13 protein-coding genes are annotated in these 14,320 nt (G+C 59.4%); 2 read left to right on the top strand and 11 right to left on the bottom strand.

Annotated features, from left to right (window positions below; genetic code table 11):
* Positions 1–202: 202 nt before the first annotated feature.
* From C4N23_RS00870 to C4N23_RS00860, 3 genes are all read right to left on the bottom strand, one after another.
* Entirely contained in the window at positions 203–1,171 is a 969-nt protein-coding gene (locus C4N23_RS00870; protein ID WP_112143400.1) for a carbohydrate ABC transporter permease, read from the bottom strand.
* Positions 1,172–1,185: 14 nt separating this feature from the next.
* The gene (locus C4N23_RS00865) at positions 1,186–2,112 is read right to left on the bottom strand and encodes a carbohydrate ABC transporter permease (RefSeq protein WP_179858914.1); all 927 of its coding nucleotides are present in this window, start codon (positions 2,110–2,112) and stop codon (positions 1,186–1,188) included.
* A gap of 123 nt (positions 2,113–2,235) precedes the next feature.
* Positions 2,236–3,600, bottom strand: a complete 1,365-nt coding sequence (locus tag C4N23_RS00860; protein ID WP_112143398.1) for an ABC transporter substrate-binding protein — start codon at positions 3,598–3,600, stop codon at positions 2,236–2,238.
* A gap of 491 nt (positions 3,601–4,091) precedes the next feature.
* On the opposite strand from C4N23_RS00860, the gene C4N23_RS00855 reads away from it, so the two are divergent.
* Entirely contained in the window at positions 4,092–4,937 is an 846-nt protein-coding gene (locus C4N23_RS00855; RefSeq protein WP_055188231.1) for a MurR/RpiR family transcriptional regulator, read from the top strand.
* A gap of 113 nt (positions 4,938–5,050) precedes the next feature.
* Positions 5,051–6,547, top strand: a complete 1,497-nt coding sequence (spoIVA, locus tag C4N23_RS00850) for a stage IV sporulation protein A (RefSeq protein WP_055188228.1) — start codon at positions 5,051–5,053, stop codon at positions 6,545–6,547.
* A gap of 44 nt (positions 6,548–6,591) precedes the next feature.
* On the opposite strand, the gene C4N23_RS00845 is transcribed toward spoIVA, so the two are convergent.
* The 8 genes from C4N23_RS00845 to C4N23_RS00810 form a co-directional block, all read right to left on the bottom strand.
* Complete coding sequence (locus C4N23_RS00845) at positions 6,592–7,431, bottom strand: SDR family oxidoreductase (protein ID WP_242983688.1); 840 nt, start codon at positions 7,429–7,431, stop codon at positions 6,592–6,594.
* Between the two features lie 3 nt (positions 7,432–7,434).
* Positions 7,435–7,746 carry an AzlD domain-containing protein gene (locus tag C4N23_RS00840; RefSeq protein ID WP_112143394.1) on the bottom strand — a complete coding sequence of 104 codons (312 nt, stop codon included), beginning with the start codon at positions 7,744–7,746 and terminating at the stop codon, positions 7,435–7,437.
* A complete protein-coding gene (locus C4N23_RS00835) occupies positions 7,743–8,486 on the bottom strand; it encodes an AzlC family ABC transporter permease (RefSeq protein ID WP_112143392.1) in 744 nt (247 codons plus the stop codon). Before C4N23_RS00835 ends, C4N23_RS00840 begins: the two co-directional genes overlap by 4 nt.
* Positions 8,487–8,618: 132 nt before the next feature.
* Entirely contained in the window at positions 8,619–10,430 is a 1,812-nt protein-coding gene (locus C4N23_RS00830) for an ABC transporter ATP-binding protein (RefSeq protein WP_112143390.1), read from the bottom strand.
* 1 nt (position 10,431) lies between these two features.
* Positions 10,432–12,771: an ABC transporter ATP-binding protein gene (locus C4N23_RS00825; protein ID WP_112143388.1), complete on the bottom strand. Its 2,340-nt coding sequence runs from the start codon at positions 12,769–12,771 to the stop codon at positions 10,432–10,434.
* Positions 12,764–13,264: a MarR family winged helix-turn-helix transcriptional regulator gene (locus C4N23_RS00820; protein WP_242983687.1), complete on the bottom strand. Its 501-nt coding sequence runs from the start codon at positions 13,262–13,264 to the stop codon at positions 12,764–12,766. The genes C4N23_RS00825 and C4N23_RS00820 overlap by 8 nt, the downstream gene beginning before the upstream one ends.
* 153 nt (positions 13,265–13,417) lie before the next feature.
* Positions 13,418–13,924, bottom strand: a complete 507-nt coding sequence (locus C4N23_RS00815; RefSeq protein ID WP_112143386.1) for a DUF2812 domain-containing protein — start codon at positions 13,922–13,924, stop codon at positions 13,418–13,420.
* A gap of 2 nt (positions 13,925–13,926) precedes the next feature.
* The gene (locus C4N23_RS00810) at positions 13,927–14,238 is read right to left on the bottom strand and encodes a PadR family transcriptional regulator (RefSeq protein WP_112143384.1); all 312 of its coding nucleotides are present in this window, start codon (positions 14,236–14,238) and stop codon (positions 13,927–13,929) included.
* Between the last annotated feature and the right edge of the window lie 82 nt (positions 14,239–14,320).

The following is a 14,320-nucleotide window of genomic DNA, read 5'->3' as shown; positions in this document are numbered from 1 at the left end:
GCTTCGGCCCTTGGTGCGGGCCTCGCGTCTTGCAGACCGCTGCGCCAAAACAGCAAGCTCGCACGCTCTCTGTTCGGGCAGCGGAAGCAGCGCCCTCTTGCGGTGCCCTGCATCCGCTTCGGCCCTTGAGCGGGCCTCGCGTCTTGCAGACCGCTGCGCCAAAAGTTGCTCCCTGTTTCGGCCGCAGGCCGCGGTCGCAACTTTAGCCCTTCACGGCACCCATTGCGATGCCCTTGGTGAAGTACTTCTGGAAAATCAGGAAGATGACGATGATGGGCACTGCGGCCAGCGCGGCACCGGCCATGATCAGGCCGAAGTCGGTGCTGTTCTCTGCCTGCAGCTTTGCAATGCCCAGCGAGATGGTCAGGTTGCTGGTGCTGGACAGCATGATCAACTGCATGAAGTAGTCGTTCCAGCTGTTGATGAAGGTGAAGATCGCCAGCGCGCCGACGCCCGGTTTGACCATCGGCAGAACGATGCTGATGAAGGTCTTGGCTTCGCTTGCGCCGTCGATGCGGGCCGCTTCCAGCATTTCGGTGGGAATGCCCTCACTGAACTGCTTCATCAGGAAGACGCCGAAGGGCCAGCCGACGATGGGGAAGATGACCGCCCAGATGGTGTTGTACAGATTCAGGGAACTCATCTCACGCAGCAGGGGGATCAGGATGACCTGCTTGGGCAGGGCCATTGCACACACGATCAGGGTGAACAGCAGCTTGCGGCCCACGAAGCGCTTCTTGGCCAGCGCATAACCGGCCATGGCGGCGGTGATGCAGGTCAGGATCATGGAGGTGACGGCCATGAACACGGTGTTGATCATCCAGCGGATCGCTGCCGGGGCAGTGGGGCCCACGGAGAAGTAGACGGGCTCCCCATCTGCGCTGAATTGGGCGCTGAAGGGGACGGCCAACTGCCACAGCGGAGCACTCTTGCCCGAAAACAGCTTCTGATAGTTGGTCAGGACCCATTCATGGGGCCACCATTCGGGGGTGGTGGAGTTGATGGCAGCGCCGGTCTTGAAGGAGCCGGTGATGATCCAGTACAGCGGGAAGGCGAACAGCACAGCCACGATGCTGATCAGGATCAGCGTCAGGATGGTGTAGGCGCTGGCCTTCTTGAGCTTGCTGGGGTGCCGCTTCAACGGCTTTTGTTTTTTTGCGGTTGCACTCATTGTTTGGCACCTCCTTAATTATCCTGATTGCCCAGCTTGAACTGAACAGCCGACAGGATGGCGATGATGATCGCCAGCACAACACCCATTGCGTTGCCGTAGCCGTAGCGATACAGCTTGAACGCCGTGTAGTAGATATAGTACATGATGGTGTCGGTGCTGTGGTTGGGGCCGCCGGAAGTCAACAGCTGGATCAGTGCGAAGCACTGGAAGGAGTTGATGGTGGTGATGACCAGAATGTACAGGGTGGTGGGCATGATGGCGGGCCACTTGATCTTCCAGAATGCTTGGAAATCGTTGGCACCGTCCACTTCGGCGGCCTCCACGATGGACTGGTCTACGTTGCCCAGTGCGGAAACATACAGGACGATGGGCTGGCCGACGGAAGTGGTCAGCAGGATGAGGATGATGCAGCCCAGTGCGAACCGCTCATCGCCCAGCCAGTTGATGTTCTTATCGAGCAGGCCGAGGCTCTTGCCCAGATAGTTGAAGATGCCGTAATAGTTGTTGTACATCCACTTCCAGACGACGGTAACGGCGACGGAACCGGTGACAACGGGGAGGTAGAACACGCAGCGGAATAGGCTTGTGGTCCACTCCGGCAGATCGACGATGGCCGAGCTGACCCACAGCGAGAACGCGCAGGTGACAGGCACAGACACAACGACGATGATGAAGGTGTTCTTCAATGCGCCGATGAAGATGGGATCGGCGAACAGTTCTTTATAGTTTGCAAGGCCGACGAAGATGTCGGCGCGGTTCATGGTGGAATCGAAGAAGCTGGTTACCACGCAGAGGACCATGGGGTAGATAACGAACCCCACGAAGAAGATCAGGCTGGGCAGAAGGAAGATGTAGGAGGCGATGGTCTCCTGCCGGACCAGTGCGCGGCTGCGCTTCGGCTCCTTGATTTTTGCAGTCTTTGCAGCCAAGAAAATCACCAAACCTTTCGTTTTGCTCGGCTCCCGACGGATCTAGTACAAAAAACTGCCCCTCCCTCGCCGGGATTTTCGAGGAAGGGGCAAGGTTTATAACGGGAGTACTATCAGGATGTGTTCGGCAGCTTAGGCCTCAGCGGTAGCGGCTGCGTTTGCATTCTCGACGAAGGTCGCGACAGCGGTCTCAACGGGCTCGCCGGTGCCAACGCGCTGCAGCATGTTCCACCACTCGGTACGAGCCGTTGCCCAGCCCGGAGTGATCTGATAGTAATCGCCCAGATAGGACATGAACTTGGTGTACTCGCTCATGATGTCATTGCCGGCGTAGATGTCGCCAACGCTCTCACGGACGGGGAAGTAGGTGGAAGCCAGAACGCTTGCGCCCACCTGATCGGGATCCGCAGCGATGAAGTCGATAAAGGTCTTGGCTGCTTCGATCTTGGCCTCGTCGCCGTTATCGAAGATGCCGAAGCCCCAGATGCCGCCGCACAGCTTCGGGTCGCCGCTTTCGGTGGGGAAGGCCATGGGGAAGATCTCGTCGCCGCTGTTGGTCAGGCCGGCGTCGTTGTTGTCGGTGTTCAGCTGCTGTGCGATGTTCCAGCAGAATGCCATCTGCAGGGTGCCGTTGCGGAACAGGGTGATCTCCTCGCCGCCGTTGATGGAAGCATCGAAGTTGATGCCCTTTGCATCGTACAGAGTCTGAATGGCCTTGATATTTTCGGGAGAGTCGGCGGTGTACTTGGTGTGCGCTGCATCGGTGAAGGTGCCGCCGTACATATTATTGATGATGGCGCGGGTGCCCTGATCGCCGCCCTGACCGCTGCAGTAGATGGCTGCCACGTTCTCGTAACCGCCATTGTACAGCGCGTCAACGGTCTTCAGGAAGCCGTCGGTGCTCCAAGTATGCTTGTCGGTATCGATGTACTGATCTGCGCCGACTTCCTTGACCTTGGTCATGTTGACGGCCATGCAGTGTGCAGTCATGCACAGGGGATACTCGTAGTAGTTGCCAGCGTCATCCTTGCAGGCGGACTCGACGGACGCGTAGATGTCCTTCTTGGCATCGTCGGTCCACAGATCGTTCAGGGGAGCCATGACGCCCTTCTTGCCCCAGTTGGCGACCAGACGCTCAGGACCTTCCATGACCAAGTCCGGTGCGCTGCCGCCCTCGATGGCGGTGTTCACCTGATCGTCGCCGTTGGTGTAGTCCAGATACTCGACGGTGACCTTGATGTCGGGGTACTTTGCGTTGAAGCTGGAGATCAGCTCCTGCACGGTCTCATCCTTGCCCCAGCCACCGATGGGGTATGTCCACAGCTTGATGCTCGCACCGGCAGAACCTGCGGCGGAAGCGGCTGCGGAGGAAGCGGCAGTGGAAGAAGCTGCCGTGCTGGTGGAAGTGGAGGAACCGCCGCATGCGGCCAGAGCACCGGCTGCGCCGAGGATGCCGGCGGCCTTCAGGAAGGAGCGGCGAGAGATACGGTTTTTCATAACGAATTCTCCTTGCATATCATCAAATGTGTCGCGGCTTATCGTGCCAAGCCACGGTTGTTGGCCTTATTATAGAAAATTCTTTTCATTTTGTCTATCTGCACAATGCACAACTTTGAAAAAGTTTTCTTGTTCATATCCACCAAATCGAGCAGATTATGCGATAATTTCCACAAAAACGGTGGTATTTTTGGCGATTGTATCTATTTTGTAACTATTTTGAAAATGAAACGTTTTTGAATGCTGAAAATTGTTTTCGCGTCAGAAAGGGTTGAAAATGGACGATTTTGAAAAGAATTTTCCTAAATGAGTCATACTTTTCAAGGAAAATTGGATGCTCTGCACAGAAAACCGGAGGAATTTTGTGATAAAAGCGCCTCTTGTCAAGAGGGAAAGATTCTTTTATACTTTCCTATGAGAAAGAGCAAATCCCGACAATGGAGTCGGCGGGCTGCGGGCACCGGGTCGGGCAAGGAGTAGGAGAAGAACACATGTCTACGAATTTCTGGGAGCTGCTGCACCAACGGCAGGACGAACTGACCAAATCCGGGCGGATGGTGGCCGATTATCTGATCCACCACGCCGACGAAGCGCAGTACCTTTCGATCTCCTCGCTGGCGCGGGCCTGCAATGTGGCGGAAGCTACCGTGTTCCGCTTCTGCCGGGCGCTGGGGTTCGAGGGGTATCACGAGATGCGCATCGCGCTGGCACAGGCCAATGTGACCGCTTCGCTCATCAACCAGTCGGAGCCGGAGCCGGGCACGACCACGGCCAAGCTCTGCGAACACGCAAGCGCGCTGTTCATCACCGCCATCAACGGCACCCAGAACGCCCTTTCGCCGGATGCGGTGGATCAGGCGGTGGATCTGCTGCGTGCCGCCAAGCAGGTATTCTGCCTAGGGCAGGGCGGCAGTATGCTGCTGGCCAACGACATCTGCGCCCGTTTTTCCAGCCTGTCCAATAAGTTCCGCACCGCAGGGGACAGCCACCTGCAGCTGCTCTCCGCCAGCCTGATGACCGAAGAGGACGTGGTGCTCTTTGTCTCCTATTCGGGTGCGACCCGCGATATGATGGAGACCCTGCGCACCGCCAAGGCGTCGGGGGCCAAGATCATCCTGCTGACCCACTACGAGGACTCACCCGGCGCAGCGCTGGCCGATGTGGTCCTGCTCTGCGGCGCACAGGAAAGCCCGCTGGACTCCGGCAGCATCCCCATCAAAGTGGCGGTGCTCTACGTGGCCGAAGTGCTGCTGCTCCGCTATATGCTCGACGACCCCCAGCAGACCACCGACGCGCAGGACCGCACCAGCGAAGCCGTTGCCATCAAGCTGCTATAAATCATGCCGATCTTCACAGCCCCTCCCGGAGAAATGGGAGGGGCTGTACTATTCCGCCGTGCCGCCGAATACACTGCTTCTGAGAACGCAGACGCGGACAGGAGGAGACCATTTTGGAGAAACAGGAACGATTGGAAGCCACGGTCTGCCGCGAGATCGGTGCCCGCACCGGCGGCGAGATCTTGATCGGCGTGGTGGGCCCGGTGCGCACCGGCAAAAGCACTCTCATCAAGCAATTCATGGAGCAGCTGGTGCTGCCCGCCATTGAAAACGACGACGCCCGCCTCCGCGCACGGGACGAACTGCCCCAGTCGGCTGCGGGCCGCACCATTATGACCACCGAGCCGAAATTTATCCCGGAGAACGCGGTCCCGCTGCAATTGGAGGGCGGGGGAGAGTGCCGCATCCGTCTCATCGACTGCGTGGGCTATATGGTGGACGGAGCCATGGGCCACGAGGAAAACGAGAAGCCCCGGATGGTCAAAAGCCCGTGGTTCGACGAGGAGATCCCCTTCGACCTTGCCGCCGAGACCGGAACCCGCAAAGTCATCCGGGACCACTCCACCATCGGCATCGTCGTCACCACCGACGGAACCATCAGCGAGATCCCGCGGGAAAATTATCTTCCCGCCGAACAGCGGGTGGTGGAGGAGCTGGAAGCGCTGGGCAAACCTTTCGTCATCCTGCTCAACAGCACCCACCCCGACGCCCCGGAGACACAGGCGCTGGCCGCTCAGTTGGAACAGAGTTACGGGCGCAGTGTCCTCCCCGTGAGCTGCATCGACCTTGACCGGGCCGCCCTGCACGAAATCCTGCGCCGGGTGCTCTACGAATTCCCGGTGCGGGAGCTGGATTTCGCCATCCCCCGCTGGGTAACGATGCTGGACAGCGGCCACTGGCTGCAAACGGAAATTTATACCGCTGCCATGGAGTTTTCAGAGCAGATCGCACGGATGAAGGACGTCCCGGCCCAAAACAGCGCCGGGGCCCTTGCCAGCGATTCGGTGGAGCGCTCTGCCCTCAGCGGGATGAACCTTTCCGAGGGCGTGGTGCGGGTAACGGTGCTGCTCAAACCGGATGTGTTCTACCGCGTCCTCAGTGAGCAGACCGGCCTTGCCATCGGCGACGAAGCGGGCCTGATGCCCTGCATCATTGAGCTGGCCAAGGCCAAGCGCGAATATGAGAAGATCCGCAGCGCCTTGGAGCAGGTGGAAGCCACCGGCTACGGCATCGTGATGCCCACCATCGACGAACTCTCGCTGGAAGAGCCGGAGATCATCCGGCAGGGCGGGCGGTACGGCGTCCGGCTGGAAGCCAGCGCTCCTTCCATCCATATGCTCAAAGCCGTCATCCACACCGAGATCAACCCCATCGTCGGCACCGAAAAGCAGAGCGAAGACCTTGTGCAGAGCCTTCTCGGCGACTTCGAGTCCGACCCGGAGCGGCTGTGGGAGTCGAACATCTTCGGCAAAAGCCTGCATGAGCTCGTCAACGAGGGGCTGCAGAACAAGCTCCTGCATATGCCGCAGGAGGCGCGGGGCCGCTTGCAGGATACGCTGGAAAAGGTCATCAACGACGGGTGCAGCGGGCTTATCTGCATCCTGCTGTAATAAAAAAATCCTCTGGAATGGCGTCTGTCGTTCCAGAGGATTTTTTAAGCGTGATCATATTTGAGGCACTCCGCAAAACCGTCCAGCGTGGAACGGAAGCGGATGCCCTGCGCGGCGGCTTTGCTGCCGTCCATCAGCAGGTTGCGGTGCCAGTCGGCGGGTTCGAACTTCACCGTGATGCCCATCTGCTCGGCAAACTGCTTCGCCGTCTCGGCCATGTTGGCATCGTTCCCGCTGCCGAAGTTGTATACCCCGCCGGGCAGGGCGAGGGCGGAACGCAGGTTTTCGATGATCTCCCGCACAAAGCTCACCCCGCGCCAGTCGTTTCGGCTGAACTGCACAGGGGTGCCGTCCTGCGCAGCCCGCAGCAGGTTCAGCGGCAGATTGCCCCGGATGGGCAGGTCATTCCCCGGAAAATCGTACATCCACGGCACCCGCAGCAAAACGGCATCGGGCAGAAGTTCCAGTGCCCGATGCTCGGCTTCCAGCTTGTGCTGCCCGTAGACGTTGGCCGGGGAGAGCGGAAGCGTTTCCGCCAGCGGCCCGTCCTGTGTGACTCCGGCATAGACCTGATCGGAGCTGAACGCCACGAGCTTTGCCCCGGCCGCCCTCGCGGCCTTTGCCATCCAGCAGGGCAGTTCCACGTTGGCCCGGCGGCTTTCCTCCGGGTGCTGCTGGCAGTAGCCGGTGTCGGAGAGGGCGGCAAGATGCAGGATGACATCCGGCTGCACCTGTGCGGCGAACCGGATCACCTCTTCCTCCGTGGCAGAGGCCAGAAAGCCGCGGGGGAAGATCGTCAGCTCCGCTTGCCCGCGCCAGAGGTGCATCACGCGGGCCCCGACAAAGCCGCCCGCACCGGAAACAAGAATTTTCTGCATCATCATCCCTCAGTGCACCAAAAACAGCTCGATCACGAAGACCACGGCGCAGCAGGCCACCGAAACTTGGAACAGGCTGGCCCCGCACCATGCGGCTGCAATGCCGACCACCAATGCCACCGCACCGGCCACCGGGTTCTGGGTGGCGTTGACGATGGCCGGGAAGGTCATCACGGCCAAGGTCACATAGGGCACATAGTACAAAAACGACTGGATGAACTGGTTCTTGATGGGTTTGCGGATCAAAGTCAGCGGCAGCACGCGGATGGCGTAAGAAACGGCGGCCATCACGGCAATGTAGATCCAATTGTTGTAGGTCATTGTGCGGCCTCCTCTGCATTATTTTTCACGGGGAACAGGAGCGCCGCCCCGCAGGAGATCAGCACCGTCAGCAGGATGGTGCGGGTGCCGTCGGAGAGAGACGCGATCCCCGGCAGGTAATTGCATGCGAAGCTGAGAGCAAAGCTCAGCGCTACCAGCGCCGCCACGACCTTGTTCTTCCGGGCCGGGGGAATGATGATGGCGAGGAACATGCCATAGAGCGCCACGCTCAGCGCACTGACGGCCCGCAGGGGCAGCAGGTTGCCCGCCACGATGCCCAGCGCCGTGCCCATGGCCCATGCCGGGGCAGCCAGCGTGATGGCGCCATAGGTGTAGAACGGGTTCAGGCAGCCCGGCCGGGCGATGGTGATGCCGAACAGCTCATCGGTGACATCGTAGCCGATGATGAGCCGGTGGAAAAAGGGCGTGCCGGGGGCAAACCGCTGGGCCAGTGCGCAGCTCATCAGCAGATACCGCGCGTTGGCGATCAGTGTGATGATGGCCACTTCCACATAGGTGGCCCCGGCGGCGATCAGCGAAAATGCGGCGTACTCGCCGGCAGAAGCGTTGTTGAACAAGCTGGCAATAAAACCTTGGATGGGGGTCAGGCCAGCGCTGCGGGCCGCAATGCCCAGCGAAAATGAGACGGCGAAATAGCCCAGCGCGATGGGCACGCCGTCCCGCATCCCCTCGCAGAACACCTTCCGGCTGAATGCGTAGGGTCTGGTTGCAGTTTCCATTGAGTTTCAAACTCCTTTCCTACTTCAAGACACAGAAATGATTATAGCACATCCGCCACGGAATGACAAAAGAAAATCCCTCAGGTTTCAAGACGAAATCTGAGGGATTTTCACAGAGAAGGAAGTGCGGAATTAGTCTACCACATCTTCAAACTGGCTGTTGTAGAGGTCGGCGTAGAAGCCGCCGGCTTCCAGCAGCTGATCGTGGGTGCCCTGCTCCACGATGTCGCCGTCCCGCATCACGAGGATGAGGTCGGCGTCCTTGATGGTGGACAGGCGGTGGGCGATGATGAAGCTGGTGCGGCCGCGCATCAGGTTGTCCATGGCGGTCTGAATGCGCTGCTCGGTGCGGGTGTCCACGCTGCTGGTGGCTTCGTCGAGGATCAGGATGCGGTTGTCGGCCAGAATGGCGCGGGCAATGGTCAGCAGCTGCTTCTGGCCTTGGCTGACGTTGGAGGCGTCCTCATTCAGCTCCATCTGGTAGCCGCCGGGCAGGGTGCGGATGAAGTGGTCGGCGTTGGCAGCCTTGGCGGCGGCAATGACCTCTTCATCGGTGGCGTCGAGGCGGCCATACCGGATGTTCTCCATGATGGTGCCCTTGAACAGCCACGTATCCTGAAGCACCATGCCGAAGCCTTCGCGCAGGGCGCTGCGGTCAAAATCGCGGATGTCGTGGCCGTTCAGGGTGATAGAGCCGGAATCTACGTCGTAGAAGCGCATCAGCAGCTTGACCATGGTGGTCTTGCCTGCGCCGGTGGGGCCGACGATGGCGACCTTTTCGCCGGGGTTGACGGTGCAGCTGAAATCGTGGATGATGGTCTTTTCGGGCACATAGCCGAACTTGACGTGGTCGAAGGTGACCTGACCATCGATGCTGGCGGGGTCTGCCCGGCGGGCCGGGTCGGCGAGCTGGTCTTCTTCGGGCTCATTCAGGAACTCGAAGACGCGCTCGGCGGCAGCGGCCATGCTCTGCAGCATGTTGGACACCTGCGCGAGCTGCTGGATGGGCTGGGTGAAGTTCTTGACATACTGGATGAAAGCCTGAATGTCGCCGATGGTGATGGTACCGTTGGCGGCAAAAATGCTGCCGACGATGGCCACGGCCACATAGCCGAGGTTGCCCACAAAGTTCATGATGGGCTGCATCAGGCCGGAGAGGAACTGGCTTTTCCAAGCGGATTCAAAGAGCTTATCGTTGACGGCGTTGAAATCGGCCAGCACACGGGCTTCCCGGTTGAACGCCTTAATGACGTTGTGGCCGGAGTAGACCTCCTCCACCTGACCGTTCACGACGCCCAAGGTGGCCTGCTGGGCCTTGAAGTACTTCTGGCTGAACTTGACCACCAGCATCACCAGCGCCAGCGAAACAGGCAGGATGAGCAGCGCGATCAGGGTCATCTTGGGGCTGATGGACAGCATCATGATGAGCACGCCGATCATGGTCGTCACGCTGGTGATGAGCTGGGTGATGCTCTGGTTCAGGCTCTGGCCGAGGGTGTCCACATCGTTGGTGATGCGGGAGAGCACCTCGCCGACGGTCCGCTTTTCAAAGTAGGCGAGGGGAAGGCGGTTGATCTTTTCGCTGATCTGGCGGCGGAAGTCGTAGCAGACTTTCTGGGAAAGGCCGGTCATCAGCCAGCCCTGAATGAAGCTGAACGCTGCCGAGCAGAGGTACATCGCCAGCAGGATCAGCAAGATCTTGCCGATATAGCCGAAGTCGATGCTGCCAATGCCGCGCAGCTTCGCGATCCAGCCGGTCGCAAGGGCCGTGGTGGCCTTGGCGAGGATCTTCGGGCCGGCAATGTTGAAGACGGTGGAGAGGATGGCGAAGACGATGACGACGATGAGGGAGATCTTATAGGTGCTCATGGCCTTGACCAACTGGAGCAGCGTGCCCTTGAAGTCCTTGGCACGCTCGGTGGTCTGGCGTCCGGGTCTTGGCATATCAATCACCCTCCTTTCCGTTGTTCAGGTCTTTGAGGTCGAGCTCTTTCTGGCTCAGCTGGCTGCGGGCGATCTCCTGATATTCGGGGCAGGAGGCCATCAGCTGTGCATGGGTGCCCACGCCGACGAGACGGCCCTCGTCGAGAACGAGGATCTGGTTGGCGTGGAGCACGGTGGAGATGCGCTGTGCCACGATGATGACGGTGGCGTTGTCGGTCTGGGCTTTCAGCGCCCGGCGCAGGGTGACGTCGGTCTTGTAGTCCAGCGCCGAGAAGCTGTCGTCAAACAGATAGATGCGCGGATCCTTCGCGATGGCACGCGCAATGGAAAGCCGCTGCTTCTGGCCGCCGGAAACGTTGGAGCCGCCCTGCGCAATGGGGCTGGCGTAGCCGTCGGGCTTGGTGCTGATGAACTCCTCCGCCTGTGCGATGGAGGCGGCCTTCTTCATGTCGGCGTCGGTGATCTGCTCACCGCCGAATTTCAGGTTGCTCTCGATGGTGCCGCTGAACAGCACACCCTTCTGGGGCACATAGCCCAGCAGACTGTGGAGCGTTTCCTGCGGCATGTCGCGGACATCGATGCCGTCTACGGTCACTCTGCCGCCGGTGGTATCATAGAAGCGGGGGATGAGGTTGAGCAGGGTGGATTTGCCGCAGCCGGTGGAGCCGATGATGGCGGTGGTCTGGCCCGGCTCGGCGGTGAAGCTGATGTGCTCCAGCGCGTCGCTGTCGGCGCCGGGGAAGCGGAAGCTCACGTCCTCGAACTTGACGACGCCCTTCCAGCCCTTGCGCTCCAGCGCGGGCTTGGCCGTGGCTTCGTCGGGGTCGTGGATGGAGGCGGCAGTGCGGCAGACTTCGTCGATGCGGTCTGCAGCGACACCGGCGCGGGGCAGCATCACGGCCACCATGGCCAGCATCAGGAAGGACATGACGATCTGCATCGTGTAGGTGATGAAGGCGATCATCTCGCCCACCTGCATATTGCCCGCATCGATGGCCTTGCCGCCGAACCAGACGATGAGCAGACTGGTGCCGTTCATGATGAGGGTCATAAAAGGCATCATGGCGACCATGGCGCGGTTGGTGAACAACTGGGTGCCCATCAGCTCGCGGCTGGCCTTGTCGAAGCGCTCTTCCTCAAATTTTTCGCGGCTGAACGCGCGCACCGGCATCACGCCGGTCAGGATCTCGCGGCTGACGAGGTTCAGCTTATCCACCAAGGTCTGCATGATCTTGAACTTCGGCATGGCGAAATTCATCAAAAAGGCGATGAGAGTGAGCAGCAGCACCACATCCAGCACGATGATCCATGCAAGGCCGGTGTTGCCCTGCACCACATGGAAGATGCCGCCCATGCCCAAAATGGGCGCGTAGGCCACCATCCGCAACAGGATGACGCAGACGAACTGCACCTGCTGGATGTCGTTGGTGGTGCGGGTGATGAGGGAAGCGGTGGAGAAATTCTCGATCTCCGCGTTGGAAAAGTGGATGACCGAGGAGAAGGTCTCCCGGCGCAGGTCGCGGCCGATGGCGGCGGAAACGCGGGAGGCGATGAGGCCCACAAGAATGGCCACGGCCACCATCAGCAGGGTCAGGCCCAGCATCTGCCCGCCCACCCGGAAGAGGTACTGCATCTGGACGTCATGGGCGACGCCCTGCGCTTCGTACTCCAAGCTGACGAGGAGGGTGGCCTGACTGGCCATGCTGGAAAGGGTGGTCTCGTCCATCTGCGCCAGTGCACCGGCCAACTGCTGCTGGATCATCTCGCGGGAGAAGCCCGGCATCTGGGCCATGGCGGCAAACTGGGCGCACACGGCGTCGAGGTCGTCAGCAGTGGGGGCGACGGTCTCCGTTTCGTCGGTGCTCTCTGCCGTAGGAGAAGCGGCGCTGCTGGCGGCTTCCCCACCGGACGAAGCCGGCGGATACTCCGAAAGCGGGGTCAGGCTCTGGGCGGGCATCCCGGTGCCGTTGGCGGTTTGGGAAGCCGTCATATACAGCACGATGTCCGGCACAGTCACGGCCTCTTCGAGGGCGGCGCGTTCGTCGGCGGTCAGGTCACTGCGCAGTTTCAAAACGCCGTCGTCCTGAACGTAATACTCGTAGGCGTTCTCAAACGCAGCGGCGTCTTCCTCACTCATCAGAAGCGAGAGGGCGTCCAGCGTGGAGGAGCGCAGGGTCTGGGGCAGGGGGCTTTCAATGCCGCCCTGCTGGATGCCGGTGTCCACGATCTTGCTCGTGTAGTCCGGCAGGGAAAGGTCGCAGTACGCCTGTACGATCAGCAAGGCTACCACGACAAGACAGGCGGCCCAGTGGCGGGCCAACTGCTTGAAGATCTTACCCATCTTGGTTGTCTCCCTTCAAAATTGATTGTTGTTCCGCGTTTTCTGCGGTCACAGCGTCCAACAGAGCATCTTTCAGCTCGTGGAACTGGACACGCTGCTGGGGCGTCAGATGCTGCATCACCCCGGAAAAATAGTTGTTCAGGGCGGTCTCGCACTGGCGGCTGGCAGCAAGGCCCTTTTCGGTGGCCCGCACCAGCGTTTTCCGGCGGTCGTTCGGGTCAGTGATGCGCTCGATGAGCCCATCCTGCTCCAACTGGCGCAGTGCGCGTGAAACAGCGGGCATCGGCTGCCGGATGGCGGCGGCTAGGTCGGAAACATAGATGCTTCCATCTTTTCCGTGCTGTTCAATGTTCGCCAGAACGCCTTCCAGTATCATGAAATGACATCTGGGGCACTCTTTCAGCGATGCCTTCATCCCGCGCTTGGTTTCGCAGCTCAGCTGGTGGAGATAGTGGAACAGCCCGAACAGCTCCGGAGCGTTTTCCTTCGGCATGGGGAACCTCCTCGTTTGTTGTCTGCTGCAAATACTTAACATATGATAACTATTTGCGTGCGATAATAATATACCCGCCTGCACCGGAATGCAAGCGGGTAAAGATGAACTTTTTGAAAACTCTGAAAAAACGACGTTCCAAAGTGAAAATGGTCACTCGTGGAGTGCGCGCTCTTCTTCCAAGGTGTCCTGCTTACCACGGATGCGCCCCAGCCCGTAGGCAAGGAGGGTGGCGCAGAGAAGGTTCATCCACGAAAAGGAAGTCCCGTTGAAGGTGTTGCAGATACCGATGACAAGGTTTGCAAGGCAGAGAAGTTTCACATCCTTCCCGATTTTATTCAAATGAGCGATACGGGAATCCATATCCGAAAACATATCAAAGGGGCCCTGTTCAGCGGAGCGGCGGAAGTAGCCCCAGCGGAAGCAGCGGCCAACGGATTCGGCCCCAAGCTCCTCCATGAAATTTTCAAAATCAGAAGAGTTGTCCAGTGTTTCTACCCGGATGATGTATTCGCCCGGTTCGGTCTTTTCGAAAACATAGGTGCAGAGGCTGGCTTTTTTCAAAGCCCAGCCTTCCTGCGCCATCTCGTTGAGCCAGCGTTCTTCTTTTTCGTATTCCCAGACCCAGAATACCTTGTGGAGTTTCTTTGTCTCGCTCACGCTTATTCCTCCTGTAAAATGTTGCGGCCATTGGTTACCAGTTCTTCCAGCCGGGTCAACTCTCGCTTGAGTGCCTCGAACCCGGAAGGGGTCAGCTGATATTCTTTTTTCCGGCTCCCGCTTTCCATGGGCAGGGGAGAAATCCAGCCTTTTTCGCACAGTGCGTTCAAAGCACCGTACAAGGTCCCGGCGGCCAGCCGCACGCGCCCTCCGGAGAGCTGTTCGGTTTGCTGCATGATGCCGTAACCGTGTTGTGGGTGGTAGAGGGAAAGCAGGATGTAGTAAGTGGATTCCGTCAGAGCCAAATTTTCCATTATATCGCCTCGCTTTGTATCGACATACGATATATCGTAATCGCATTATATCGCGCGTCGATATATCTGTCAAGGGGAGAAA

Origin of the sequence: Faecalibacterium hattorii, assembly GCF_003287455.1 — a bacterium.
In the GTDB taxonomy this organism is placed as follows: domain Bacteria; phylum Bacillota; class Clostridia; order Oscillospirales; family Ruminococcaceae; genus Faecalibacterium; species Faecalibacterium hattorii.
Note: the sequence above shows the minus strand (reverse complement) of the source record. Positions and strands in the feature narration are given on the sequence as shown.

Excerpts from the sequence above, each read along its gene's own strand:
- C4N23_RS00855 (WP_055188231.1), top strand. The coding sequence starts at position 4,092 with ATGTCTACGAATTTCTGGGAGCTGCTGCACCAACGGCAGGACGAACTG.
- C4N23_RS00820 (WP_242983687.1), bottom strand. The coding sequence starts at position 13,264 with ATGCCGAAGGAAAACGCTCCGGAGCTGTTCGGGCTGTTCCACTATCTC.
- C4N23_RS00870 (WP_112143400.1), bottom strand. The coding sequence starts at position 1,171 with ATGAGTGCAACCGCAAAAAAACAAAAGCCGTTGAAGCGGCACCCCAGC.
- C4N23_RS00830 (WP_112143390.1), bottom strand. The coding sequence starts at position 10,430 with ATGCCAAGACCCGGACGCCAGACCACCGAGCGTGCCAAGGACTTCAAG.
- C4N23_RS00840 (WP_112143394.1), bottom strand. The coding sequence starts at position 7,746 with ATGACCTACAACAATTGGATCTACATTGCCGTGATGGCCGCCGTTTCT.
- C4N23_RS00845 (WP_242983688.1), bottom strand. The coding sequence starts at position 7,431 with ATGATGATGCAGAAAATTCTTGTTTCCGGTGCGGGCGGCTTTGTCGGG.
- C4N23_RS00810 (WP_112143384.1), bottom strand. The coding sequence starts at position 14,238 with ATGGAAAATTTGGCTCTGACGGAATCCACTTACTACATCCTGCTTTCC.
- C4N23_RS00825 (WP_112143388.1), bottom strand. The coding sequence starts at position 12,771 with ATGGGTAAGATCTTCAAGCAGTTGGCCCGCCACTGGGCCGCCTGTCTT.
- C4N23_RS00860 (WP_112143398.1), bottom strand. The coding sequence starts at position 3,600 with ATGAAAAACCGTATCTCTCGCCGCTCCTTCCTGAAGGCCGCCGGCATC.
- C4N23_RS00835 (WP_112143392.1), bottom strand. The coding sequence starts at position 8,486 with ATGGAAACTGCAACCAGACCCTACGCATTCAGCCGGAAGGTGTTCTGC.